The 26,565-nt window shown below is 37.1% G+C and carries 27 protein-coding genes (1 of these 27 only partly in view); all 27 read right to left on the bottom strand.

The genetic code is table 11. The features are described 5' to 3' along the window. Positions 1-954: the 5' portion of a lysine--tRNA ligase gene (gene lysS, locus NTHER_RS00645; protein ID WP_012446607.1), read on the bottom strand. Its footprint begins 516 nt before the window's first position; 954 of the gene's 1,470 nt are visible here — the first part of the coding sequence; its start codon is at positions 952-954; its stop codon lies off the left edge, out of view. Between the two features lie 141 nt (positions 955-1,095). Further along, entirely contained in the window at positions 1,096-1,590 is a 495-nt protein-coding gene (greA, locus tag NTHER_RS00640; protein ID WP_012446606.1) for a transcription elongation factor GreA, read from the bottom strand. Between the two features lie 283 nt (positions 1,591-1,873). Continuing rightward, positions 1,874-2,968 (bottom strand): shikimate 5-dehydrogenase, encoded by a 1,095-nt coding sequence (locus NTHER_RS00635; RefSeq protein ID WP_012446605.1) that lies wholly within the window; start codon positions 2,966-2,968, stop codon positions 1,874-1,876. Between the two features lie 34 nt (positions 2,969-3,002). Next, positions 3,003-3,911 (bottom strand): hypothetical protein, encoded by a 909-nt coding sequence (locus NTHER_RS00630; RefSeq protein ID WP_012446604.1) that lies wholly within the window; start codon positions 3,909-3,911, stop codon positions 3,003-3,005. 14 nt (positions 3,912-3,925) lie between these two features. Next, on the bottom strand, positions 3,926-4,453 hold the full coding sequence (locus NTHER_RS00625; RefSeq protein ID WP_012446603.1) for a helix-turn-helix domain-containing protein: 528 nt from the start codon (positions 4,451-4,453) through the stop codon (positions 3,926-3,928). A 170-nt stretch (positions 4,454-4,623) separates the two neighbouring features. Further along, on the bottom strand, positions 4,624-5,637 hold the full coding sequence (gene dusB / locus NTHER_RS00620; RefSeq protein ID WP_083762838.1) for a tRNA dihydrouridine synthase DusB: 1,014 nt from the start codon (positions 5,635-5,637) through the stop codon (positions 4,624-4,626). Further along, positions 5,604-6,578 (bottom strand): acyl-CoA dehydratase activase, encoded by a 975-nt coding sequence (locus NTHER_RS00615; protein ID WP_012446601.1) that lies wholly within the window; start codon positions 6,576-6,578, stop codon positions 5,604-5,606. The genes dusB and NTHER_RS00615 overlap by 34 nt, the downstream gene beginning before the upstream one ends. Positions 6,579-6,580: 2 nt before the next feature. Further along, entirely contained in the window at positions 6,581-7,660 is a 1,080-nt protein-coding gene (locus tag NTHER_RS00610; protein WP_012446600.1) for a hypothetical protein, read from the bottom strand. Next, positions 7,660-8,643, bottom strand: coding sequence for an acyl-CoA dehydratase activase-related protein (locus NTHER_RS00605; RefSeq protein WP_012446599.1), 984 nt, complete (start codon positions 8,641-8,643; stop codon positions 7,660-7,662). Before NTHER_RS00605 ends, NTHER_RS00610 begins: the two co-directional genes overlap by 1 nt. A gap of 169 nt (positions 8,644-8,812) precedes the next feature. Next, positions 8,813-9,319, bottom strand: a complete 507-nt coding sequence (locus tag NTHER_RS00600; RefSeq protein ID WP_012446598.1) for a gamma carbonic anhydrase family protein — start codon at positions 9,317-9,319, stop codon at positions 8,813-8,815. Between the two features lie 198 nt (positions 9,320-9,517). Continuing rightward, positions 9,518-11,020, bottom strand: a complete 1,503-nt coding sequence (locus tag NTHER_RS00595; RefSeq protein WP_012446597.1) for a complex I subunit 5 family protein — start codon at positions 11,018-11,020, stop codon at positions 9,518-9,520. A 235-nt stretch (positions 11,021-11,255) separates the two neighbouring features. Beyond that, a complete protein-coding gene (locus tag NTHER_RS00590; protein WP_012446596.1) occupies positions 11,256-12,638 on the bottom strand; it encodes an aspartate aminotransferase family protein in 1,383 nt (460 codons plus the stop codon). Between the two features lie 87 nt (positions 12,639-12,725). Beyond that, positions 12,726-13,226: a phosphatidylglycerophosphatase A family protein gene (locus tag NTHER_RS00585; RefSeq protein WP_012446595.1), complete on the bottom strand. Its 501-nt coding sequence runs from the start codon at positions 13,224-13,226 to the stop codon at positions 12,726-12,728. 114 nt (positions 13,227-13,340) lie between these two features. Next, positions 13,341-14,003 carry a potassium channel family protein gene (locus NTHER_RS00580; RefSeq protein WP_012446594.1) on the bottom strand — a complete coding sequence of 221 codons (663 nt, stop codon included), beginning with the start codon at positions 14,001-14,003 and terminating at the stop codon, positions 13,341-13,343. Positions 14,004-14,020: 17 nt separating this feature from the next. After that, positions 14,021-15,352 (bottom strand): TrkH family potassium uptake protein, encoded by a 1,332-nt coding sequence (locus NTHER_RS00575; protein WP_012446593.1) that lies wholly within the window; start codon positions 15,350-15,352, stop codon positions 14,021-14,023. Between the two features lie 197 nt (positions 15,353-15,549). Continuing rightward, positions 15,550-16,749 (bottom strand): NAD(P)/FAD-dependent oxidoreductase, encoded by a 1,200-nt coding sequence (locus NTHER_RS00570; RefSeq protein WP_012446592.1) that lies wholly within the window; start codon positions 16,747-16,749, stop codon positions 15,550-15,552. 87 nt (positions 16,750-16,836) lie between these two features. Continuing rightward, the gene (rd, locus tag NTHER_RS00565; protein WP_012446591.1) at positions 16,837-16,995 is read right to left on the bottom strand and encodes a rubredoxin; all 159 of its coding nucleotides are present in this window, start codon (positions 16,993-16,995) and stop codon (positions 16,837-16,839) included. 118 nt (positions 16,996-17,113) lie between these two features. Beyond that, entirely contained in the window at positions 17,114-19,795 is a 2,682-nt protein-coding gene (fdhF, locus tag NTHER_RS16220) for a formate dehydrogenase subunit alpha (protein ID WP_012446590.1), read from the bottom strand. A 57-nt stretch (positions 19,796-19,852) separates the two neighbouring features. Next, positions 19,853-21,646, bottom strand: coding sequence for an NADH-quinone oxidoreductase subunit NuoF (locus tag NTHER_RS00550; RefSeq protein WP_012446589.1), 1,794 nt, complete (start codon positions 21,644-21,646; stop codon positions 19,853-19,855). A 21-nt stretch (positions 21,647-21,667) separates the two neighbouring features. Continuing rightward, entirely contained in the window at positions 21,668-22,042 is a 375-nt protein-coding gene (locus NTHER_RS00545; RefSeq protein ID WP_012446588.1) for a (2Fe-2S) ferredoxin domain-containing protein, read from the bottom strand. A 1-nt stretch (position 22,043) separates the two neighbouring features. Further along, positions 22,044-22,595 carry an ATP-binding protein gene (locus tag NTHER_RS00540; RefSeq protein WP_012446587.1) on the bottom strand — a complete coding sequence of 184 codons (552 nt, stop codon included), beginning with the start codon at positions 22,593-22,595 and terminating at the stop codon, positions 22,044-22,046. A gap of 2 nt (positions 22,596-22,597) precedes the next feature. Next, positions 22,598-23,086, bottom strand: coding sequence for an NADH-quinone oxidoreductase subunit NuoE (gene nuoE, locus NTHER_RS00535; RefSeq protein ID WP_012446586.1), 489 nt, complete (start codon positions 23,084-23,086; stop codon positions 22,598-22,600). 69 nt (positions 23,087-23,155) lie between these two features. Then, entirely contained in the window at positions 23,156-23,911 is a 756-nt protein-coding gene (locus NTHER_RS00530; RefSeq protein WP_012446585.1) for a PHP domain-containing protein, read from the bottom strand. After that, the gene (locus NTHER_RS00525) at positions 23,904-24,248 is read right to left on the bottom strand and encodes a DRTGG domain-containing protein (protein WP_041366760.1); all 345 of its coding nucleotides are present in this window, start codon (positions 24,246-24,248) and stop codon (positions 23,904-23,906) included. The genes NTHER_RS00530 and NTHER_RS00525 overlap by 8 nt, the downstream gene beginning before the upstream one ends. Before the next feature lie 67 nt (positions 24,249-24,315). Beyond that, positions 24,316-25,698: a [Fe-Fe] hydrogenase large subunit C-terminal domain-containing protein gene (locus tag NTHER_RS00520; protein WP_012446583.1), complete on the bottom strand. Its 1,383-nt coding sequence runs from the start codon at positions 25,696-25,698 to the stop codon at positions 24,316-24,318. Positions 25,699-25,742: 44 nt separating this feature from the next. Next, positions 25,743-26,177, bottom strand: coding sequence for an ATP-binding protein (locus NTHER_RS00515; protein ID WP_012446582.1), 435 nt, complete (start codon positions 26,175-26,177; stop codon positions 25,743-25,745). Further along, positions 26,170-26,562: a DRTGG domain-containing protein gene (locus tag NTHER_RS00510; RefSeq protein WP_012446581.1), complete on the bottom strand. Its 393-nt coding sequence runs from the start codon at positions 26,560-26,562 to the stop codon at positions 26,170-26,172. The genes NTHER_RS00515 and NTHER_RS00510 overlap by 8 nt, the downstream gene beginning before the upstream one ends. Positions 26,563-26,565 lie beyond the last annotated feature (3 nt).

The raw sequence follows: 26,565 nt of genomic DNA, 5'->3' as shown, positions 1-26,565 counted from the left end.
TTTCACGGCATCAATCATTGTTTTTCTAGGCCATGGTGGAGTGAAGTCAATATTTGTCCCCTGATATTCAACCACTGGGGTTCCAAAAATTTTGTTTGCGATTTCATAAATCATATTTTCAGTAAGCTCCATCATGTCATGGTAATCACTATTAGATTGATATAGTTCAATTGAGGTAAATTCAGGATTATGTTTAGTTGATATTCCTTCATTCCTAAAAATTCTACCTAATTCGTAAACTTTATCAAATCCACCAACAATTAGCCTCTTCAAGTGTAATTCAGTTGCTATTCTCATATAAAGTTTCATTTCTAAAGCGTTGTGATATGTTTTAAATGGTCTAGCATTTGCACCACCTGGAATTGTATGTAGGGTGGGGGTTTCCATTTCAAAAAAACCTCTATCATCCAAATATCTTCGCATTTCTCGGATTATCTTACTTCTAATTACAAAAGTATCTTTAACATCTTGATTCATGATCAGATCTAAGTATCGTTTACGGTAGCGCAGGTCTACATCTTTCAATCCATGCCATTTTTCAGGTAGAGGACGTAAAGACTTACTTTGGAGGTGAAATTCTTTGACCTCAACAGTAATTTCACCTTTTCTAGTCATAAAAACTGGCCCTTTTAAAGCAATAATATCTCCAATATCCAGTTCTTTATACAATTCGTAGTCTTCTTCCCCAACATTATCAACTCGTGTATAAATCTGCACTTGTCCACTAGAGTCTTGGATATGGGCAAATCCTGCTTTGCCATGGCCTCGCTTGGCCATAATACGTCCTGATAAGCTAACTTCTTCTTTAGTTTCTAACAATTGTTCATAGTTATCTTTAACTTCTTGAGCATAGTAAGTGGCAGAATATTTGTCGCCAAAAGGTTGGATGTTGCGATTTTCCATGTCGCGGGCTTTTTCGTACCTGACATTGATCAATTCATGATCTTTCTCCATATATGTTCACCTCTCGTTTATTATAATTATTACCCCGGCTTCGTTAACGTATTAAAGAAAATATAAAGTTATGAGTCCCAGGCTATCACCCGGGACTCAATTATATTAACAATTGTTGTATTCAGCCTTGAAAACAAAAATTTAGTTAATATCAACTATTTCATATTCTATTACACCTGCTGGCACTTTTACTTCAACAACTTCACCAACTTTTTTTCCAATAATAGCTTCTCCCACCGGTGATTCATTTGATATTTTTTGATCTGTAGGATTAGACTCAGCGGAGCCAACGATGGTGTATTCAACTTCTTCATCGTATTCAAGGTCCTTTAAGACAACTGTATTACCGATTGAGACAACTTTATTATCCGTTTCGTCTTTATCTACAATTTTAGCATTTCTAAGCATTTTTTCCAAAGTAATAATTCTTCCTTCAATGAATGCCTGTTCATTTTTTGCATCATCATACTCACTGTTTTCGCTAATATCACCAAAAGAAATGGCCGTTTTTATTCTTTCAGCTACTTCTTTTCTTCTTACTGTTTTTAAATGCTCTAATTCTTCTTCTAACTCTTCGTACCCTCCGCGAGTTAAAACTACTTCTTTACCATTATTAGATACTTCTCTACTAGCCATAATACTTCTCCCCTCTTTCTAAAAGTTCTTGAATTATTAAAATTATATGTGCTCACTAATTTATATTTACCATGAACATTAAAAAATTCTTACCAGAGCACATATTTCGTAGGTAAAAAAATTTTTTAAATAAACATTACGTGACATTACACATATTTTTACTAAGTTTTAAGCTATTATTCTCTTTTTTAGAAGCAATTTTTTGTAAATTTTGCTCTATTGTAAACTACACTCCTGTTTTTGTCAAATATAATCAGTTAAAAACTTAAAAACTTTAAACATTTCAAACTTTTGAAGTTGAAAACTTTATTCTTTTTCGCATAGCATTTTGTTTAATTTGATCTACAGTTTCTTTACTCACTGCTTTTTCGAAACTTCTAAAACCTGCAAGCCTAAAATTGTGTTTTTCAGCCAATCTACTAATTTGTTCTACTTTATCTAAACTTAAGTCTCTGCCTAAACTAAAGCTTTCATATTTTTTCTCAAGGGCTAAAATCATGGTTTCGGCCATACAGGCGTACGCCGTTTTAGGTGGGAAACCAAAGTTAAAATTGAATTCTACATCACCAGGGATTTCTACAATTCCACCTTCAATTACTAAAACATCATCGCGACTTTGAGCAACTCTCCAGGAAACATCTCTAGGTCGGGCAACATCACAAACTATAGCTCCTGGTTTTAACTCTTCACCAGAAATTACAGCATCAGCAGCTCCTGTGACTGCAAAAACTATGTCAGCTTCCGAAATATTTTTCTTAATTTGGTTGGTAACTTTTGCGGCCATACCAGATTCATTGTAAATCTCTTTTGAAACAGTCTCAAGTTTGTCTTTATCCCTTCCCAGTAATGTTAGCCAACGGGATTCACGGGCAAATTTCTTAGCAATCACTTTTCCAATAGACCCACTGGCACCAAGAACAGCTACATGTGCTTCACTGTGGTCAAAGTCCATCATCTGACAAGCACTTTTAACGCCTTCTATTGCTGTCGCCACAGTATAACTATTCCCTGTAGTCACTGGAATATTCAAGTTTTTTGCCACTGTTACCCCTGCATCTCCGACAACAGATGTCAATGCTCCTAGACCAACCACTTGAGCTCCAAGTTCTTCAGCCTTTTTACCAGCTTTAATGATCTTTTTTATCACATAATCTTGGGGTAAGTTCAAAATCTGATTACTTGAAAGTGGACACGCGACAAAACAACCTTCAATTTGATTATGAGGACTTTCTACACCTTCAATATTCGAAACTTTGAAGGGAGGTAAACGACCAAAAGTTTTTTCTAAAATATTTTCTGGTAAAGCTTTTAAAAAAGGAAATTTTTTAATAATATCACTATGATAAATGGGATGGATTATGAATGCAAATTTATCCATAAGATAACCTCCTAATTAGGAATCTGCACATTTTTCAATTAAGGTCTTTAATAGAAGGAATAAAATTCAGTTCTTCAAGCAAAGTCTCGTACTCTCTCGGTTTTAGCTCTTGTTTCCCTCCTTTTAACGCAATCAAAAGGGCTTCCATCACATTTGTTCCAAAGGATCGACCCTTTAGGGAAGGAGTAGTTGTTATTAACTGTTTAAGTCCACAGTTTTTTAAGTTTTCTTCATCTTCCTGTGTAACTGTATTAGTTACTATGACTTTTTCTTCCAAATTATCAGGAAGGTACTTATTTATATAATGAAAATCGCCACAGATAATATCGGCCCAGTCGTAATATTTTTCGTATTTATTCTGCGAGCCATTAGTTCGATTTTTTTTACTTCCAGAGGGGTATAGTAATTTAAACGGCAGCCATCTAACAACGGGCAAAGCGCATCGAGCTATTTTTTCTAGGTTATGTAGTGACCTTATTGAGATTGGAATCCCCAAACTAAAAATCAGATCCCCATATATCACCTCACTATGTAATTGGGACAATTTTTCAGCCATTCCAAAACGGTCTAAAGCAGACACTAATAAGACTCTATCATGGGAATTAAATAAGTTATGATGTTCATTTAATTGCTGTAAGGCATTTCTTTCTAAACTATTTTTTAAACCACTGCCATCAACTATTGGTGTATTTTTGCAACACTGAGCGACTTTTTGAGCATCCTTCAACATATAGCGATACTTGCCTACAGCCAGATATAAATCCATTCCTCCTAATCCAAAAGCATCTACCTCACCATCTAGTTCTGAAATAATTTGCTTCATTTTATCTAAATCTCCATCTGTACCTATTCTTTCAATACTAACTTTTTCTCCCAGAAATTCTTCTTCCACCTTATGATTGCGTTTTGACGAACCCAGGCTAACACTAACAACTCTTTTCATTAAAACTCCCCCTATTAGACAAGATCATCTAATACCTTTGCAAACTTTTCAGATGAGACGTATACATCTTTTTCAATTGGCGATTCACCGATTTTAAGACCAATAACTTCTTTGTTTAATAGAGCTTTAATTAAATTAATACGATAATTAGAACCTAATACAACGACTATATCATAAACTCTGACTTCGTAGACTAATTCCATGATCCTATTAATTAACATCTCACCGGATTTGTTTTTTAACCATGTCCATCGTTCCTGATCGGTCATTAAAAAACAATACTCTACCCCATAGTTATCACATATTTTCAAAAGTTCGTCTTTATTTTTTATCGGAAAACCAATAACAGCTATTCCGCCACCTTTTCTAACTTCTCCCATACTTTCCACTCTTGATACAAAAGTTCTATCTATCTCAAGCTTGTTACTCACCTCTTTTTGGCTGTAACCCTGGGCTCTTAAATTTAGGAGTTTCCTTACTTTATCTTCTATTTTATTTATGTTAATTAGTTTTTCCCCTACTCTTATATATTCAATATCCATAGTATTTCCTCCTAACAATATACTATGTGCACAATTTGTACACATTACTTGTTACCAGTATTTTACACAATTTTCTTATAAAATTCAAGATACTTAAAAAGCCAGGTCCTAGGTCAAGACGATAACCGTTCTTTGACCTGGGACCTGGCTTTATGTTAATGATGTAATTTTTAACTCTTTTTTTCTAAAGCTTGAAAATATTCATTTAAACTAAACCAAATTTGGTTTACATCAGTTAGCCGCATGACTTCATCTTTGATGCTCGTACTTCCAGGAAGACTTTTTAGATACCATGAAATATGCTTTCTCATTTCAGCTATGCCTTTTGACTCACCGTAATATTTAATAGCATTTTCAAAATGACTTTTCATCTCATTTTTAATCTCATGAATTTCTGGAGACTCAATTTTCTCATCTTTGATAAGCATTCCTTTGGTCTGTTCAATCAGCCAAGGATTTCCCATTAGTCCACGGCCCAACATAATTCCATCACAAGCAGTCATCTCCAAAGCAGACACAGCATCTTCAGAGCTGAAAATATCTCCATTTCCGATAACAGGTATATCTAAATAGTTTTTAAGTTTAGCAACCACTTCCCAATCCGCTTTGCCACTATATTGCTGTTCACAGGTCCTCCCATGAACTGCCAGAGCCTTGATTCCTACTTCCTGCAATCTAAGAGCTAATTCCAGTGGGTCAGACGACTTTCTGTCAAATCCCTTTCTAATCTTTACCGTCACAGGAAGGTTTACTGAATTGACTATTTCTCTGACGATTTCTTGAGCTAAATGAGGTTTCTTTAGCAGAGCTGAACCCTCTCCATTTTTGACTATTTTGGGAGCTGGACAACCCATATTTACATCAATGGAGTCAACTCCTAAATTCTCCAGTTTCACTGCGGCATCTGCCATTACCTTGGGATCACTGCCAAATATCTGTTGAGAATAATGCACTCCTTGATTGTGATGAATAACCATTTCTTCAGTTTTTTTGTTGCCATACACCATTCCCTTGGCACTCACCATCTCACCACATATCAAGCCTGGTGAAAATTTTGCCAAAATTCGTCGATAAGGGTAATCGGTCACTCCTGCCATAGGTGCAACAATGATGCAATTATCTAAAGTTAGCTTTCCTAACTTCATCTTGTTCATGTGTTGACATTCGTTTCTAAAACTTCCCATTTTTCACATCGCCCACCCCATCGAGCCAATAACTGTTCTTCACTTTTGATATTGACAATTTCACACATGTTAGGACAACTGCTGCATTCAAAGCTTGAGGCCTGATATCTTAGATCACTAGCTTGAAAACCTCTGAAACTTGTTTCTCCTTTATCTTTGGAAGCATCCTTAGCTAAAATGGCAGCACCTATGGCGCCCATAACATTGAAAAAATTAGGTACTACCACTTCCGACTCAAGTTCTTGTTCAAAGGCAGCTTTAATACCACGATTTGCCGCTACCCCACCTTGAAACACAATTGGTGACAGTATCTCTTTCCCTTTACCTACATTGTTAAGATAATTTCGAACTAATGCTTCACTTAGTCCTCGGATTATATCTATTGTTTCATGCCCCATTTGCTGTTTATGGATCATGTCTGACTCTGCAAAGACAGAACATCTCCCGGCAATGCGTACTGGACTATCTGACATTAAAGCTTTTTCCCCAAATTCCTCAATGGGAACCCCTAATCGCTCTGATTGATGATCAAGGAAAGACCCCGTCCCAGCTGCGCATACAGTATTCATGGCAAAGTCTACAACTACACCTTCTCTTAAAATAATAATTTTTGAATCCTGACCACCAATTTCCAAAACAGTTTTAACCTCGGGAACTTGTTGAGAAGCAGCCACCGCATGAGCTGTGATTTCATTTTTGACAGTATCTGCACCTAAAATGACCCCGGCCAAAGTTCGGGCACTTCCTGTACTACCTACTCCTTTTACTTCTACATCGTTTCCCAGTTCTTCCCCAATGTTACGAAGTCCGGTTTGAATAGCTTTAATAGGTTCACCTTTAGTCCTCAAGTACTGGCTGGCTAGGACTTGATAATTTTCATCCAAAGCAACAAAATTCGTACTAACAGAACCAACATCTACACCTAAATAAATTGCCTTCATTTTTAACTCACCTCATTCAATTGTTTCTTTTTAATTAGGTCAACAAAGGCTTCCAGTCTCGTTTTGATTCCAGCCTTTCCAGTTTGTTCATCCAAAAACAATGTTATCACAGGAATTTGATAGTCATGGCTAACCGTTGGTAAAATGCTTTTTGCTACTATTTCAGGGATGCATGTAAAGGGTGCTAGATGGACTACTCCATGATACCCCTCTTTAGCATATTTTATGGTATCTCCTATACTACTTTGGCCATGCCCACCAATTAATTGATCTAGATATGGCCTGGCTAACTTTTTCACATCTTTTTCACCATCAATCACTGTATTATCTCTGGTCCAATTTGTAAGATAGATAGACCGGTATACTTCAACTCCTAATTCCCCTAGGATTTTTTCCACATCAGCGTTAATAAAGGGCTCTAAGACGACATAAATCTCTCCAATCATACCAACCTTGATAGGGTTAGATGGTCTGGGAACAGTCTCTACTTTTTTGATATTATTTAAAGCTTCCTGTCTAGCTTCTTTTATTTCTTTTAAGGTCCATGCCTCATTTAACATTTCAAAACTTTCTTGAAAACGCCTTGTAGTGTCTCCTTTGTTTATTTCGTATGGTCTGGTTTTGGACACCATTATTTCCAAATCGTCAAGGGCGATGAGTTTATGCCAAGCACGGCGGACCGCATCAATCAAGGTTAACCAAGAACTTTTACCCTTGATAATTTTGACTTTTTTGAGAAAATCACCCAAAGATTTTAAAGGGGGTTCAAAGATAATCATATCTGTATCGTAACCTGCATCCTTTAAAATTCTATGATGCATTTCTCCATAATATCCAGCACGACAAGGACCTACGCCTCCTGAACTCACAATGGTATCTGCTCCTTGTTCAATGGCTTCGATATAAGTCCCCATCAATACTTTAAAGGGAATACATGCGAATTCCGGTGAATATTTTGTACCATAAGTCAAAGTTTGTTTGGTAGGCGGCGGTGGTGTCACAGCTTCATGACCCAAGTCCTCCACAAGCATTTTAAACGCAATATAAGAAGTCCCCATTCTGGGAAAAGTAACCTTTCTCATTATAATCCCCTCTTTCTCTTCAACATATCCACAAAGGCTTCTACTCTAGTACCTACACCAGCTTCTCCGGTGTGTTCATCTAAAGATAGTGTCAAGAAAGGAACTCCATTTTGTTTGCATTCTAATTCTACTAATTTATCGACCATAGCATCGGGACCACAGCCAAAAGCCGTCACATGGATCACACCATTCACTCTTGGTTTGTCTAAATAATACAAAGCCGCTCGTGCAACCTGATTACTATAATACCAGAACATCTCTTTCGAAAAATTCTTTCTTTGTTTGAGCAGCTCTTGAGGCGGTACATTATCCTTTGTTAAGACATTAACCCCCATATTCTTTAATCGCTCAAACAAACCAACACTAATATAAGAGTCATATATTGTATAAGGATATCCAAGCAATGCAATTGATATGTCTTCTGATTGAGTTTTGTTATTATTAGAGTCTAAATTCTTTTCCCCTCTTAATGCCTCCCAGGCATTTTGGGGTGTAAAGCCTTGAGTCAGTAAGTTTCTATATTTTTGATACTCTCTACAAGCTACCTGATAAGCTTTAAATATTTCCAAAAAACCTTTATTGAATGTACGTCCAATGCGATAAAAAAACTTCCATAATTCAAATCTTCCCTTTCTTAAATCAAGTCGTTCATCAATGAGAGGAGGAAGCCCCTCAATTGAATATCTCACCATATCAGGTAAGCCTAAAAATTTAGGACACACAGTCTCTTCACCATCTAAACTCACTAATCGAGGAACAAATAAGTAGTCAACTTTACCTGTCAAATCTTTAACATGACCATGATATATTTTTATAGGAATGCAAGCATCATTAACAGTTTCCTTTACCCCTTGGTCCAAAACCTGCTTATTGCTCTCACTAGACACCATAACATCCATATTCAATTGTTCAAAAAAAGTAATCCAGAGAGGGAAAAAAGTAAAATAAGCTAGTGCCCGTGGGATCCCTATTTTGGTAGTCATACCTCCCACTCTCCTTTCCGATCTAAATCTAAACTAGTATATACACTTCTATTCCCTTCGATTTTAAATTAATTTCATTTTTTTTGCAACTTAAAAAGCTGCTGAACCTTCGAGGTGTCAGCAGCTGATATAGTCCAAGTAATTTATTCTTCATCTAAATTAGTATTTCTTATTGTTCAAGATATTTCATAGCCTTTTTATGATATTCTTCAGCGTGATTTTTTAAATTATTGGCCTCTTCCTGGGAAAGTTCTCTAACGACTTTACCAGGCACTCCAACCACCAAACTATTTGGAGGTATTTCTTTACCTTCGGGAATTAGCGTTCCAGCACCTATTATACAATTTTCGCCAACAGTCGCACCGTTAAGAACAGTAGCACCCATCCCTATCAAAGTATTGTTAGCAATTGTACATCCGTGTAGAATAGCTCCATGACCAACTGTAACATAATCTCCAACTTTTAAAGGTTCATTTGTGTCTACATGACAAATAGACCCGTCTTGGATATTAGTTTTTCTGCCAATTTCGACAATATCCAAATCCGCTCTGATGACTGAATTAAACCAAACACTAGCGCCTTCAGCAATAGTTACATCACCAATAATTTGGGTGCCATCTGCTACAAAAACATCTTCAGATATATCAGGATATTTCCCTTTAAATTCATGCAGCATCCGTTACTCCCTCCTGTCTAAAAATGTATTCTTTTAAATTTTACACTATCCTTTGTATATATGGCAAATTTAGGTATAGCAAGCTGAACACAATGTCAGTTTTTTAACTAAGGGTTGTTATATTTTGTTGTTGATATTAAATTAATATTTTAAAGTTACCAACATTCGGTTATACCATTCGATTTTACATAGCTTAAACTAGAAAGGATTACCATTAATCAGGGCTTTTGCAGCCAATTGTGCCAATTCATAAGGAATATTAGTCGGGAATAAGCTTAAAATCAAACAACTAAAGCCCAAAATCGCAACGGGCATTACCATTTTCATAGGAGCTTCTGAAATCACTCCTTTTGATTCTACGTCATCATCAGTTTCTTCACTTTTTCCAAAATAAGCAGTGTTAATTATAGGTAAGTAATAGACACTGTTCATCAAACTACTTATTAATAAAATCACGACATAATATGGTTGTCCCGCTTCTAAAGCTCCTAAGCTCAATGACCATTTGCTAATAAATCCATTAAGAGGAGGTATACCAATCATAGCTAAAGCTGCTATTGTAAAAGACAACATGGTTAAAGGCATGGCACGACCTACACCTTTTAGATCTGCTATTTTCTTTTTACCCGTTTTCATAATCATGGCGCCAGCGGCTAAAAAGAGGGTGCTTTTCATAAAAGCATGACTAAATATATGGAAAATATCACCTGTCATCGCAGTTTCAGTTAATATGGCCAAACCTAGTAAAATATAACCCATTTGCCCAATACTCGAGTACGCTAACCTACGTTTTAAATCCTCCTGGGTAATAGCCACAGCGGAACCTAAGAAAATAGTGATGACTGCAACTACTGCTAAAATCAAGTGCCAGTTCGCCTCTAGTATCATTTGGTAATCAAAGACGTGAAACATGATTCTTATTAATCCATAGGCCCCTGTTTTGATCATAATACCAGATAGCAAAGCACTTGCAGGAGAGGGAGCCACCGGATGAGCTTCAGGTAACCAAATATGCAACGGAACCATTCCCGCTTTCATGCCAAAACCGATCACAAATGAAAGAAAACCTGCAAAAGCTAGGGAAGTAGGCGTTGAAATTATTCCCATTTCACTTAAAGTAATTGTCTGACTTAACTCAAAAGTAATGATGATTCCGAAAAACAGAAATAATCCACCTATAATTGTTACAATCAAATATTTATATCCAGCTCTAAGAGCCTCCTTAGTTTCATTATGGATTATTAATAAGTAGGAGACCAGAGACATAATTTCAAAAAATATGAACATTGTAAATAAATCTCCCGCTAAAAATAGACCCATAGAACCGCTTAAGGTCAAAGACAATGCGGGATAGTACCTACCTGTATAATTCTCTTTTTTCATATATTCAAGGGAATAAATAGTAACTAACATCCAAATAAAAGAAGCCAACAAACTCAAACCGAATCCTAAAGTATCAACCATAAATGAAATTCCAAAGGGAGGTATTAAGTTTGCTAATTGATAATAAATAACCTCACCTTTTATAACAACAGGATACATGGCCGCCACCATTAAAAAAGTTATGGCAGATGTAACCACCGATAATAAATTCCTACCAAATATCGACTTTTGTTCAACTAAGAAAATAACCCCAGTCATAATTAAGGGGAATAAAACAATCAACATCGGTAAACTATATACTAAATCTGTAAAAGACACTACTAAAACCTCCTAATTGTGATTATGTTCACTTTAATCTGCAATAGATTAATAGCCAACCTGCTCTTTTAATGCATCGCTTACCCAATAAAACACCCCCTCAGTTCAGAATTACAGGTATTTTTCAGAATTTTTTTGACAAATTGTCCAGTAGTAAACTTGATACTGTTATCATTTTTCAATTTTAACAATTAGATTTAATTCCGTCAAACTCGACAGATTTTTATGATTACGTCTAATCACGCTTAAAAAAGGATGATACTGCCTTTTTACCGCTTGAAAAGGCGAGCTTAAAAAAGTCACCATGGTGGTCTAGCAGTTTATCTAGAGAATCCACAACATAGTCAATTTGTTCCTTGTCAACTATTAATGGTGGCTCTAATCTAATAACATTAGGATTATTCAAGGTGAATGCAGTTAAAACTTGATATTCATTCTGCAGCTTTTCGGCCACAAAAGCACCAGTGTATTCCTGACTTACTTTTTCAAGCATTCCCTTAGACAGTTTGTTTAAGACACTTTTTTCCGGAGAGTTAAACTCAATTCCGATTAATAAACCTTGTCCTCGCACCTCTTTAATCATGTCGTGTTTATCATCTAGCTGTTTCAAAGAGTTTATAAAGTATTCACCATGTTCATTTGCACGTTCGGGCAAGTTGTTATCCAAAATAGAGTTGATTGTCGCTATTGAAGCGCCAGTAGCTAAGGCATTACCGCCAAATGTTGATGTATGCATCAGGGCTTCTTCCATTCTACCATAGGCCTTATTCCACAGTTCAGGAGTAGTAATAAAGGCACCAATGGGAAACACGCCACCGCCCAAGGATTTTGCAAAACAAATTATGTCGGGAGTTATTTGCTCCCATTCGCATGCCAGCATTTTACCAGTTCTACCCAAACCTGTTTGAATTTCATCTAAAATGAAAACAATATTGTTTTGACTACAAATTTCACTAACAGTTGATAAATAACCCTCAGGAGGAACTATTACACCTCCTTCACCCATAACAGGTTCTAAAATAACGGCCGCTGTATTTTCATCGATTTCTTCTCGTAGGGCTTCATCATCACCATAGGGTATTTGAGTACATTCAGGGACTAAAGGGAAATACCCTGCTTTAAATTTATCTCTACCGGATACAGATAAAGAACCCATGGTCTTTCCATGAAATGATCCCTTGGCTGAAATAACCTTTGATTTGCCAGTTGCTCTTCGTGCAAGTTTCACCGCTCCTTCAACTGCCTCAGCTCCACTGTTGCAAAAAAAGGAATGCTGTAAATTACCTGGTGTTATAGCAGCCAGGTTTTCTGCTAAAGCTGCATTAAATGTCCCGGGAGCAGCCTGTAAAATGTTCGGTGAACCTTTTATTTTGTCTAGAGCATTAAACACTTCTTCAGGATTATGTCCCAAATTTAAAGAACCATATCCGCCCAAAAAGTCTAAATATTCTATACCATTATCATCCCATACTTTAGTACCTTCAGCCCTGACAAATTTTTTATCAAAACCTAGTAAGCTTAGCATCTTCATAAATCCCGGATTTAAATAGTTATTATGTTTCGTACGCAGTTCTTGTCTTGTCATTTCTAAAGTTTCATCAATATTAATTAACTCCATTTCAATCCATCCTTTCGGATATTTCGGATATTCTTAGTCCGGAGTTTCTGTACAAATTACAAAACCAGAAAGGTCATTGTCATTATTTTAATCCCTGTCAAACTCTCCATCTCTGGCTCTATGTGCTATCCTAGAAGCTGATGAAGCTGCTATAGCACAAATTAGGTCATCTAAAAAAGTATTGACCTTTCCTCCTTTTTCTTTATTAATCTTATCAATCACTCCTGGTTTCTCTTTATCAAGATAACCGAAGTTAGTTAAACCAATAGAGCCATAAATATTGACTATACTGAGGGCTAGGATTTCATCAACCCCGTATAATGGATCATCAGTAAGTAGAAGTGACTGTAAAGGTTCATCCACATCTCCCTTCTCCGAAGCAATATCCAAATAAATCCCTGTTAAAATAGCATTCTGTACTTCTCTTTTCTCTAGTACTGCATCAACACTATCCCTAGCATCTTCCAGAGTCAGCTTTGGTAAGTATGGTTTTTGCAAATCCAATACCAGTTCAGCAATTTCGTCCAGATCAACTCCTCTTTCTTTTAACATGGCAAGAGTTGCCTGGTATAATTCATTATATTCCATATAAACCACCCTTTTTGAGGAAATTTCCTCTCTATTTGTATTGTACTCCAATTATTGAAAGTAAACAATGGAAAACCAGAATTGATTTGTAAATAAATAGTTAAGTGAGCTCACTTAACTATTTAACTCTTCCAAGCGATTAATGTCACCCTGTTTCCCTACTACGATTAAGACATCACTTTTATGAAACTGCGCATTTGCTTTGGGAGAAATATTAATATCGTTACCCCTCTTAATAGCTAAGACCGTTACACCATATTTAGCTCTTAAGTCTAGTTCTTGTGGAGTTTTACCCACCATTTTTGTGGGTACAGAAACTTCTGCTAGGGAATACTCAGGTGATAGTTCGATATAGTCTAATATATTTGTAGTCGCCAAGTTATGGGCGACACGGCAACCCATATCCCATTCGGGGAAAATTACTCTATCCGCTCCGATTCTCTTTAAGACTTCTCCGTGCATTTTATCCTGAGATTTGACCACCACATGTTCCACACCCATGTCTTTCACCAAAATTGTAGCCATAATGCTGGCCTGGATATCTTCACCAATGGCAACTATTACTACATCAAAGTTCCTAATACCTAAGGCCTGCAAGTTCTTCTCTGAGGTTACATTGGCTTGAACTGCGTGAGTAACTTCTTTAGAAACTTCTTCTACTCTTTCCTCATTTGAGTCTACAGCTAGAACATCGTATCCCATATTAGTAAGAGTATAAGCTACACTAGATCCGAACCTTCCCAATCCTAGAATAGCAAATTGCTTTTTCTTTGCCATATCATCAACCTCCTGTATTAACCGATTAACAGACGTTCTTCTGGATATTTAATACCAGTATCGTCCGATTCTTTCGCCAAGGCAAAAGCCAGTGTTAATGGACCTACTCGCCCAACAAACATGGTTACTATAACCACTATTCTTCCTACTGCGCTTAAATCCGGGGTAATGCCTTTTGATAATCCTACAGTTCCAAAGGCTGAAATTGCTTCAAACAAGGCTTCTTCAAAATTAGCATCTTCTGTCACTAAAAGCACCATGGCCACTAAAACTACTATCCCTAGGGATATGAATATAATAGCCAAAGCTTTACTAATCAGATTATATGGAATTCGCTTTCTCAAAAAAGACACCTGATTTTTTCCCTTAACTACCGATATGACTGCCAAAAGTAAAGTTCCAAAGGTAGTAGTTTTGATACCACCACCTGTTGAAGCTGGCGAAGCACCGATAAACATGAGAACCATTATAAATAAAGTGGTGGCCTGGTTTAGCTCATCAGTAGGTAACACATTAAAGCCTGCCGTCCTTGGTGTTGCCGCAGTGAAAAACGCACTCCAAATTTTCGCCCCACCTGTTACTGAACCCAGAGTTTTAGGGTTATTCCATTCCAAAAGGGTCACAGTTAAGAAGCCAATCAATAAAAAAGACCCAGTTATGATCAATGCCACTTTGGTATGAAAACCCAGCCTGGTTATGTAACGAGTGAAGTATAAATCGACTAAAACTGTAAAACCCAAACCACCTATTATAAATAATAAAGGGAGCAAGAGTGAAATTAAAGGATCATTTACATACGGCATCAAGCTGCGAAAATCACCTATTAAGTCAAATCCAGCATTACAAAATGCACTGATGGAATGAAACAAACCGAAAAAGAAGCCTTTAGCCCATCCCAGTTCTTGTGAAAACCTGATTCCCAAAATCATTGTTGCTATACCTTGAATAGAAAAAGCCAATATTAATATTGACCTGACCAAGCGAACAACTCCCTGCAAGTCAAATTGATTCAATGATTCCTGAATAACTATACGTTCTCTCAAAGTTATCTTACGACCAAGGGCCAAAAAAATCAAGGTAGCTGAAGTCATAAAACCAAGGCCACCTGCTTGAATTAATAGCATAATGACAGTTTGGCCAAAAACAGTAAAGGTGGTTCCGGTGTCCACAACTACCAGACCAGTAACACAAACGGCCGAAGTTGCTGTAAATAAAGCATCTAGTAAGGGCAATCTTCCGGCTTCTATTGTAGCTATAGGTAGGCTTAAAAGTACAGCTCCTATTATTATCAATGATAAAAATCCTAAAACCAATGTCCTGGCAGGATTAAATCTGGTTGCTCTTACCATATTGCTCACTCCAAATTCCCGAAATAAATATAACTCTTTTAATTGATACCTAAAGCCATTTTACATATAAAAACCGTCAATTACAAGCAGAAAGAGACAAATAACAATTAAAGGGGTGTTACCAGTATCATTTTTGGCACACCCCTACTAGCACCCCTAAATATAGTTAGTTAAAAAACATACTTGCATAATAGTTTTTAATAGTTTTCAAAAATTAACTCTGGATCTCGAAATGGTTGTTGTGCTCTCAAATTTTTGTGAATTAGCGGAAGTTCTGTTTTATCTCCTAATAAAATGGCTCCCTTTAGACAATTTTCTCTAAAGATAGCTTTTTTAAAAATTTTATTACTGGAGTCTATCTTGGTCACCACCTGATCGTCTTCTTGAGGATAAATTTCCCCGAGAGAGATCAGATCTATTCCTGCAATTTTTAAGGAAGTCGAAGGAATAGTCCCTTCGTAATTTTGTCCCTCTTCACTGGCCATGTTTACTGCTGCTAATTTGCCTTGTTCTAAGGCAGCTGGAATAATTCCATAACTTTTATCTTGGAATTCTGCTACATCTCCTGATGCGTAAATATTTGGATCACTTGTCTTTAAATGTTCGTCTACTACAATTCCTTTATTGACTGAAATTCCAGCCTTTTCAGCTAGAGATATATTAGGGCGTACCCCTGCGGAAAAAATAACTATCTGTCCTGGTATTTTTCTACCATCTTTCAAATTAACATTTAAATCTTTGGAATCTCCTACAGAATTTTTTGGCGGTTCAATACTTTCAGTATTCCCTTCTAAAACTACTGAAATCCCGTATGACTTTAAAATTTCTTGCAGAAGTTCACTACCTTTTTGATCAATTTGCCTTTTAAGAAGCCACGAATTCCTATCAATCACAGTAACTTCTTGCTTTAATTTAGTTAAACTAAAAGCCGTTTCTAATCCCAATAAGCCCCCACCAATAACGATACTTTGACTACTTGTAAGAGCTCTTCTTTGTATTTGCCTAACCTCATCAATGGTTCTAATAGTGAACACACCACGATTTTCTGCCCCTGGGACAGGTGGAAGATTCGGGGTACTTCCATTGGCAAGCAATAATTTATCATAAGAAATTTCCTGACCACAATCGGTAATAACTAGCTGTTTTTTACTATGAATTTCTTTCACTGTTACATTGAGATAAATATCAATTCCCTGTTGACAATACCAATCAGGAGGATAAAAGAAAATATTTTCGATGTCAACCTCTTTTCCCAAAAGTTCTATTAATCTAGGTCGATTATAACAGTAATGTGGCTCATCTCCAAGAATAGTAATTTTGGCCTCAGGTTTTAAATTTCTCAGATTTTTAGCTGCCGTAATTCCTGAAACACCACTACCTACTATTACGTAATGCAAAATGACACCCCCAGTATATTAAAACCAGAATAAAAGATGCGGGCCCAAACATATTGGTCCCGCATCAAGAGTTTAGTCACCTTAAACTTATTGTTCTTCAAACATGCTTTTATCAACACCACATTCTGGGCAAACCCAATCCTCTGGGATATCTTCAAAAGCTGTACCAGGTTTCACTCCATTATCTGGATCTCCCTGTTCAGGGTCGTACACCCAACCACATACAGTGCAAACGTACTTTTTCATGCTAAATTCCTCCCTTGAAGTGTTAATCGTAATGACTACTGGTTTCACCAGTTATTACTAGTTATTTTAACATATAGTTTTGTAAAATTCTAGCACTGTTATCAATCTTTTGCAATATTTAAGATTTTTCAACTTTGACGGCGCTGACTTTTAGTTCTGGGGTTTTAGCCGCAGGATCTAGGGCGTCATTAGTTAGCCTATTAGCTGCTGCTTCTTTGTAGTGGAAATCCATATAAACAACTCCTGGAGCCACTCTATCAGTAACCTCTGCAACAGTCACAACTTCACCTCTACGGGAGGAGACTTTTACTTGGTCACCATTTTCAATACCTAATTTTTCAGCATCTTGCGTGTTTATTTCAATATCACCTTCAGGGACTTCTTCATTAAGTTCTCTGACCTTTCGGGTCATAGTAGCATGATAGTGGTACAGCATTCGCCCTGTAGTCAGTACAAATGGATATTCATCATCTGCTGTTTCAGCTGGTTCTCGATAATCCACGGCCTTAAATTGTCCTTTGCCTATTGCAAAGTTACCTTCTTTATGAAGATATTTAGTACCAGGATGGTCTTCAGATGGACAGGGCCATTGAATCCCTTGATCTTCAATTCTGTCATAAGAAATACCACTATAGCTTGGTGTTAATTTCCTAATTTCATCCATGATTTCTTGAGGATTGCTGTAATTCATTTCATAACCCATCTGTTGAGATAAGTCAGCTATGATTTGCCAGTCTGGCTTACTATCTCCCACTGATTCTATGGCCTTTCGAACTCTTTGAACACGTCGTTCAGTATTAGTGAATGTTCCATCCTTTTCCGCAAAAGAACTAGCTGGTAACACTACATCTGCTTTTTCTGCAGTCTCTGTTAAGAAGATATCTTGAACAACTAAAAAGTCCAAGCTATCAAGGGCTTCTTCCACATGACCTAAGTTAGCATCTGTGACCATAGGATTTTCACCCATAATATACATAGCTTTTAAATCTTCACCAGTTGCTTTTAGCATTTCAGTAACAGCCATACCCGGCTGATCATTTAGCTCCTGTCCCCATTCTTGAGAAAATTTGGAGACTGTTTCAGGATCTGCTACTTTTTGATAACCAGTTAATACATTGGGTAATCCACCCAAGTCACAGGCTCCCTGGACATTATTTTGACCTCTCAATGGATTAACACCAGTACTTTCTCGACCGACATTGCCTGTCATCAATGCCAGGTTCGCAATTGAAGAAACTGCATCGGTTCCAGTGGTGTGCTGAGTGATTCCCATAGTGTACAGAGTAGAAGCTTTATCGCTTTCTCCATACATGATAGCAGCTTGTTCAATTTTGTCCTTGGGTACTTGGGTTATCTGTTCAATTTCATCCAATGACACCTGTTCAAGTTGTTTTTTAACTTCTTCAAAACCTTCAGTATTGTTTCGGATAAATTCTTTATCGACCAAATCTTTCTCCAAAATAACTTTCATAATTCCATTCAGTAAAGCTACATTGGTTCCTGGTAAAGGTCTCAACCATATATCCGCTTTTTCAGCTATCTCTATCTTCCTTGGATCAGCGACAATCAATTTTGCCCCTTTATTTTGAGCTTTAAATACTTTTTGAGCGATAATTGGATGAGCTTCTGTAGTATTAGTTCCAATAGCAAATATCGTACTGGTATCTTCTATTTCTCCGATACTGTTAGTCATTGCTCCACTACCAAACTGTGTGGCCAGACCGGCCACTGTAGGAGCATGTCAGAGGCGGGCACAATGATCAATATTATTTGTACCTACTACCGCTCTCGCAAATTTTTGAAACAGGTAATTATCTTCATTAGTGCATTTTGCAGAAGCTAAAAATCCAAAGGCGTCGCCACCGTGTTTTTCTTTTAGTTTTTTAAAGTTTTCCGCAACAGTATTTAAGGCTTCTTCCCAATCAGTTTCTACAAGTTCACCATTTTTTCTAACAAGAGGTTGGGTTAGTCTATCATCATTATGGATAAATCCTGTTCCAAAGCGGCCTTTAACGCAAAGGTATCCATCGTTTACTTCAGCCTCTTCATCAGGACTGACACCAACAACCTCTCCATCTTTGACATTTAGATTAAAAGTACACCCGACACCACAGTATGGGCAGGTTGTCTTGACTTTTTCGAAATCGTAATCCCTTCCCTTACCTTTCAAGGGTTTTGGAATCAAAGCACCTACTGGACATACATTTATACAATTACCGCAATCTACACAGGGGGAGTCGCTAAGTCCTTTATCATAAAATGTTGCCACTTTAGTTTCAAAACCTCTATCCATGAAATCAATAGCTTCACTTCCTTGAATCTCGTGGCAAACTCTAATACACTTCCCGCACAAAATACATTTATCCAGGTCTCTTTCAACAAAGCGACTAGTTTCATCTATTTCATGTTCGATAACTTCTCCCCGAAATCTGCTTTCAGTAACCCCGTATTCATAACAGTAATCTTGAAACTTACAGTTTCCGTTAGATTCACAAGTTAAACAATCATTTGGATGATTTGCCCATAATAATTCCAAAACCATCTTTCGTGCATGCCTTACTTCATCAGTGTTTGTATTGATCACCATGCCATCTTTTACAGGAAGAGTACATGCCGTTGGAAAGTTTCCAGCGCCTTCTACTTCCACAACGCACAAACGGCAAGCACCCACTGTAGTCAGATCTTTTTGGTGACAAAGGGTAGGAATTTCTTTTCCTAATTTTTCACAGGCATCCAGCACAGTAGAGGTCTTGGGAACTTGTATGCTTTGACCATCAATGGTTACAGTTACAAGACTCATTTACCCTCTCCCCTTTCTACATTATCCCTAATTATAAAAATCCGTTTTTAAATTAATTTAGCCTAAAGTTATTGCTTCAAATTTACATTTTTCATAGCACTCACCACAGCCAATGCACTTATCCGGATCAATTTCATGGGCTTGTTTTTTCTCGCCAGAAATTGCGTCAACTGGACAAACTTTGACACAAGCCGTACATCCGATACAGTTATCTGCAATAATTTTATACTTAACCAAATCAGCACAAATTCCGGCAGGACAACGACCCTTTTCAATATGCTCTCTGTATTCGTCTTCAAAGTATCTTAATGTGCTTAGTACTGGATTTGGTGCTGATTTCCCAAGTCCACACAGAGAAGTGTTTATTATCATTTCTCCAAGTTCTTTTAAGAGATCGATATCTTTAGGCTCACCCTGTCCTTTGGTTATGCGCTCAAGAATTTCTAACATACGCTTAGTTCCTTCACGACATGGTGTACATTTACCACAAGATTCGGCTTGAGTAAACTTAAGGAAAAACTTAGATACATCTACGACACAGGTCTCTTCGTCCATTACTACCAGTCCACCAGAGCCCATCATAGCGCCCGCATCATCTAATGTATCAAAGTCAACTGATAAGTCCAGTTTGTCTTCAGGAAGGCAACCTCCTGATGGACCACCAATTTGGACAGCTTTGATTTTATTTCCGTGTTGTATGCCTCCACCAATGTCAAAAACAATATCTCTAATACTTATTCCCATGGGAACTTCAACAAGTCCTGTATTATTCACTTTACCAGTCAAGGCAAAAACTTTAGTACCGGGACTTTGTTCTGTTCCGAACTTAGTAAATTCTTCGGCGCCCTTTGATAATATAAAGGAAACACAAGCTAAGGTTTCTACATTATTCAGCACTGTTGGTTTTCCCCAGAGTCCTTTTTCTGTAGATCGTGGCGGAGTTGGTCTGGGCATCCCCCTTCTACCTTCAATGGACCTAGTGAGGGCAGTACTCTCGCCACAAACAAAGGCTCCTGCACCTTCTTTCACTTTTAATTTAAAGTTAAATCCTGATCCAAGAATATTCTCTCCCAAAAGGCCCAGTTCTTCTGCTTGCTGGATTGCTTCTTTTAAACGACGAACCGCCAAGGGATATTCAGCCCTTATATAAACATACCCAACTTCCGCACCTATTGCATAGCTGGCAATGGCCATTCCTTCTATTACACTGTGAGGATCACCCTCTAAAATACTTCTATCCATAAAGGCTCCCGGGTCACCTTCATCGGCATTACAAACCATGTATTTTGTTGGTTCAGGTTCTTGACTAGCAAACTTCCATTTTTTGCCTGCAGGGAAGCCAGCACCACCGCGTCCTCTTAGGTTTGCATTAATAACTTCTTCGGTAACTCCTTGGGGGTCAAATTCTGTGACAGCCCTGGCAAGGCCTTGATACCCACCTCTAGCAATGTATTCATCGATGCTTTCAGGATTGATATAACCACAATTGCTTAGGACAATTCTCTCCTGTTGTTTATAAAAACCAATTTCATTATAGTAAGGAATCTTTTCCGCACTTTCCTCATCTTGATACATTAATCGTTCTACTTTGCGACCTTTTAAAAGGTGTTCTTCTACTATTTCTGACACATCTTCTGCTGATACGGTAAAGTAGGAAGTTCCCTCAGGATACACGATAACTATAGGACCGAGCTCACATAGTCCATGACAGCCCGTAATTATTAACTTAACTTCATTCGAAAGATTGTGTTTATCTAATTCTTCATTAAACTTATCTTGCACTTGTTGACATCCGGATGAACTACAACCAGTACCACCGCATATCAAAACATGAGATCGATACACTTCCATTTTTATCCCCTCCTCTCCCAATTACTGATTAGGTTTACCAATCACTAAATCTTGGACTAATTTGCCATTAATAAGGTGATCATTTACTATCCTGGGTATATCCTCAGGGGTTACATTTCCATAAGTGATTCGTTCTTCCCCTTGTTTTTTGACATCCACTAAGACTTCATTTTCACACATTCCAATACATCCAGTTTGGGTAACTGTAATTTCCTTTAGACTTCTTTTATTTAATTCTTCTAATAGGGCGTTCATAACTTCTCGAGCGCCAGCCGCGATACCACAAGTACCCATTCCTACAATCACCATATTTTCATTTGTCTTTCTAACTTCAGTACTATTTTTCGCTTGTTCTCGATATTTTTTTAAATCTTCCAGTGATTTTAATTTCGACAATCTAGTCACCCCCATTTAACGAAGTAATATTTTCTTCAAGGTATTGTTTTACCCACATAAGCACTTCTAAATCTCGAAAGGCATTTTGATGAACAATTTCTTTGATCTCTTCAGTTGAAAACTTAAAAAGTTTATTTTCAACTTGATAACTAAAATACAGCTTTAGGTCGGGATTACCTTGCAGTATTGAAATAAAGGTATTAGATAGTTTCCCTAGGGGTGGACGGTCCCAATGGCTATATTTAAACCTAGCATTAACTTGAGTCCCTTGTCCCCAGGGGCTTGAAGATATATTGATATCTCCATCGCATTGTTCCGCTTTCATTTGAAGTAGTGACAATCCCAAACCTACTTTTCTGGTCTTTCGTGAGGTTTTAAAGGGATCAGTAGCCTGTTGTTTGAATTTGTCATCCATGCCTCTTCCATTATCTATAACCTTTAAGGTCATTACATCATCTTGATAACTCAAGTAAAAGTCAACTTGAATTTTAGTAGCAGAAGCCTCAATGGCATTTTGTATTAAATCTAACAGATGTAATGAAAGTTCCTTCATTATTATTTATATTTGTCTAGAATCTCTGGAATTTGATCTGGAACTAATCGACCATGAGTGTTATCATTCACCATAATAACGGGGGCCAGACCACAACACCCGATACATGCCACAGGCTCGAGAGTGAATTTTAAATCCTCTGTAGTTTCACCAGGTTCAATATTCAGTTCTTCAATCAACTTATTCATAATTTTCTCTGCCCCTCGCACATGACAAGCCGTTCCAGTACAAACCCGGATCACCCATTCACCTCGAGGTTGTAAATGGAACTGGGCATAAAATGTTGCTACCCCAAAGACTTTACTTTCAGGCATGTCAAAGGCTTCAGCTACTTTTTGCATACCTTCTTCAGGCAAATAGCCATAAAACTCTTGAACTTTCTGTAAAGCAGTAATTAAAGCTCCTTTTTCGTTTTTGTATTGGGCTAAAATTTCTTCGAGCTGTTGTTCTTCTTTTTTCTTAGCAGCGCTACCGCATTTACATTCAGCCATATCTATTCCTCCTCTCTATAAAATCAAAGTCTAATATCTAATTTTAATAAATTTTTACCGTATCCCCCTTTAATTAAGTATCACCTCCCTGAATCCTTGAGATTCCAAGGCTTTTTGAATGCCACTTAATACAGGCTCTTCCAATAAAAAATAAGTTTTATATTCAGGTTTCTGAAAATCTTGCAAATCATGAGCATCTGAAGACATAATTATTGGGTAATCTTTCAAATTAGAAAATTGATTTGTAAATTTAATATAATTAGAATAACTAAAAAATTCCAAGGCTTTGAATCCCTCATTCCCTATTGGGGGGCCAAGATTAGTCAATAAACTGTAACTAGGTTTATCAACATGGGCTGGAATAACCAGGCCAGAATACTGTTTCACTTTCTCCATTAATTCAGATATTCCTAAAGAGGATGAAGAAAGTAACATGCGCTCCTCATGAGCTAATATTTCTTCCCTATCATTAATCACCAGCTGAGTGCCAAAAATATCCTCTTTATTCGGAATTTGTGGAAAAGTCTGAGCTATCATAGACTCAAAGCGGGCCAAATTGGAATAACTGGGGAAATAGCAAAGACAATGGACCTCTTCCCTTGTCTGTAATTCCATCCCTGGTATGACAGTAATCCCTTCTCTAGCCGCTTTTTTTTGAAAAGCTGGTACATTTCTACCTGTGTTATGGTCAGTAATGGCTATAATTTCAATATTCTCTCTTTTACAAATATCGATAATATTGTTCGGACCCATATCCAAATCAGCACAAGGAGACAAGACACTGTGAATATGAAGATCAGCTTTGAACCACTTTCCCTTAGACATGACTTTTTACACCTAATTGATACAATTGTCCTGCTATTTCATAGCTTGTATCTTGACTCCTGAGAATGACTGCTTTTTCCCGTTTTGCTTTATCTAAAGTCTCTTGTTCGATCTGAACACCTTCGGTCACTATCACAGCAGCTAAATCAACTAAGGAAGCAACAGCTACAATATTGGGATGACTTTGCAATGTTATCCAAACATAGTTTTTAGCACTCCTAGACATGACAAAGCTCAGTAAATCAGAGCAATAACCACCTTCGATTGGCTTATCCAATTCATCTTCACCGACAATCACCTCTAGATCAAGCTCGGCAATTAAATCCCGGAGAGTCATCAACAGACCACCCACCTATCTAGGTTAAAATGAACATTATTAAGTCCAGTTTATTCCCATGTATATATTAATCTTTTCTAAAGTTATAAAGTCCCTTATGCCTCATTTTAAGAACATGTGGAATTCCTTTTGCCATGGTATAAGCTTCTTGAGTTAAGCTTGCAACATTATCAAGCAAGTAAAAAACACAGTCCTTCATATCTGCTCTTTGAAGCACCACATCTTCCGCTAAAGATCTGCAAGAAGGTGAACCGCAAGCTCCACAATCTAGTTGTGGTAGACAGTTCAATAGTTTTTCAATTTCAGATAGTTTTTTAACCGATTGGCTGATGCTATTTGAAAGCCCTTCTAATGGTCTTGGCTGAATATTAATTTTTCTGATATTAAAGCTTTTTGGTAAACTCTGTGTTACTCCATCTAGATATGAGCTATCTTTTTCCATTTCGTTAATTATCTTGTTCATTCTCACCTTGGAGACAAAGGGATTTTCTACATTTAAAACCCCTCCAACACAGCCTCCATAACAGGAATGCAATTCTATATAATCTAGTTCTGATATTTTTCCTAGCTCGATTTCTTCTAAAACATCCATCACATTATTAATCCCACTAATTGAAAGACAATCATTAGATTCTATTCCTGTTTGGTCACATCCCGTTACATCGTGCCCAACACCAATACCTAGCTCTGGTGGATAAATGGCTCCATCCAAGTTTTTACGGTTATTTGAAATTTGTTCTTCTTCACTATTGGTAGCTTTTACACTTTTTAATAGTTGGCTATAAATATCAATTAAAGACAGTACGCCATTAAGTGAAGAAAAAGGTCGGCCCTCTGGGCTTTTGACAGCTGTTACTCTTGCAGAGCACATTGAAATTAAAAAAATACCGATATCTTCATCATCTAAATTAAGTTGGTTTTTTAGATATTCTCTAGCTATATCTCCTGTAATATCCAGAGGTGTATCTACAGGAACTAAATTGCCTACAAGTTCAGGAAATTTTACTTGGATTAATCTTACAATAGCTGGACAATGAGTAGAAATTAATGGTTTTTTTGAAAAATTTGAGTTTAAAATTTTATTTACTTCATATGAATACCATTCTCCACCAAGAGAAATTGAAAACACTTTATCAAAGCCTAAATCTAGAAAAGCTCGAAAAACCTCTTTTGGTAATACATCTTTGGGAAACTGCACTAAGACTGAAGGAGGAACTACAGCGACTTTATGTTGAAAATTATCAATTTGGGAAATATTATCTGATTCTGCAATTTTGGCATTGTTAGGGCAAATTTGAATACAGCCCCCACAGTCGATACATCTTTCCTTTAGGATCTCTGCCCGTCCTCCTTTTATTCTTATGGCTTGGGTAGGGCAGAACTTGAGACAGTGTACACATCCAATGCAAGACTCTTCTTTTAGTCTTACTGAATGATAATAAGGCTTCAAAATTACCCGCTCCTTTATATTAACCTAATCTACTGAATCAGCTTCTAGTTAATATATACTGTAGCTTCAAGGACAGTTCCTTCTCCAACTTGTGAATTAATTTTTAGATTGTCCGAAAATTTTTTGATATTAGGCAAACCCATTCCGGCACCAAAGCCCATTTCTAAAATTTCGGTGGACACTGTAGTATAACCCTCTTCCATGGCTTTATCAATATCCTGTATACCGGGGCCAGTATCTTCAGTCCTTATGACGACTCGATACTGGTCAACATCCAAAATTATTTCCCCGCTATATGAATGGATAATTACATTCATCTCTGCTTCATAAGAAATCACAGTTGCTTTTCTAATAATCTTTGAAGGAACTCCTAGGCTTTTTAGTATTTGCTTTATCTGAGCCGAAGCTTCACCCCCAGATTGAAAGTCCTGACCTTCTAATTTATAAGACTTGATAAACTTCTCTTGTTCTTCATCCATGGTCTAACCCTCTTTCAGGGCTTTCGGGTAAATTATCATCAGTATTTATTCCTCTTAAACCATGGGTAAATAATAAACCGGATGCTTCGTAAAGCGTGTAATCCGTAGACAACAAGGTAATACCACATTCTTCAGCTTCCTTAATCAGTTCATCTTTTGGCTCTTTTCCTCGTACGAAAATAATGGCATTTATATCGAGTAGTTCAGCAGTTCTGATCACTTGTAAGTTTGTAAGTCCAGTTAGCAACAGGGTATTGTCAGATTCACCAAAAAAAGCTAGCACATCGCTCATCAAATCTGTTCCAAATGCAACTTCGACTGAGTTTTCCTCTTTTCCAGTTAATATATCGGCTTGAAGTATCTTCTTTATTTGTGAAATTTTCAAGAT

This window comes from Natranaerobius thermophilus JW/NM-WN-LF, from assembly GCF_000020005.1.
GTDB lineage: Bacteria > Bacillota > Natranaerobiia > Natranaerobiales > Natranaerobiaceae > Natranaerobius > Natranaerobius thermophilus.
This window is presented reverse-complemented; position numbering and strand designations above follow the sequence as displayed.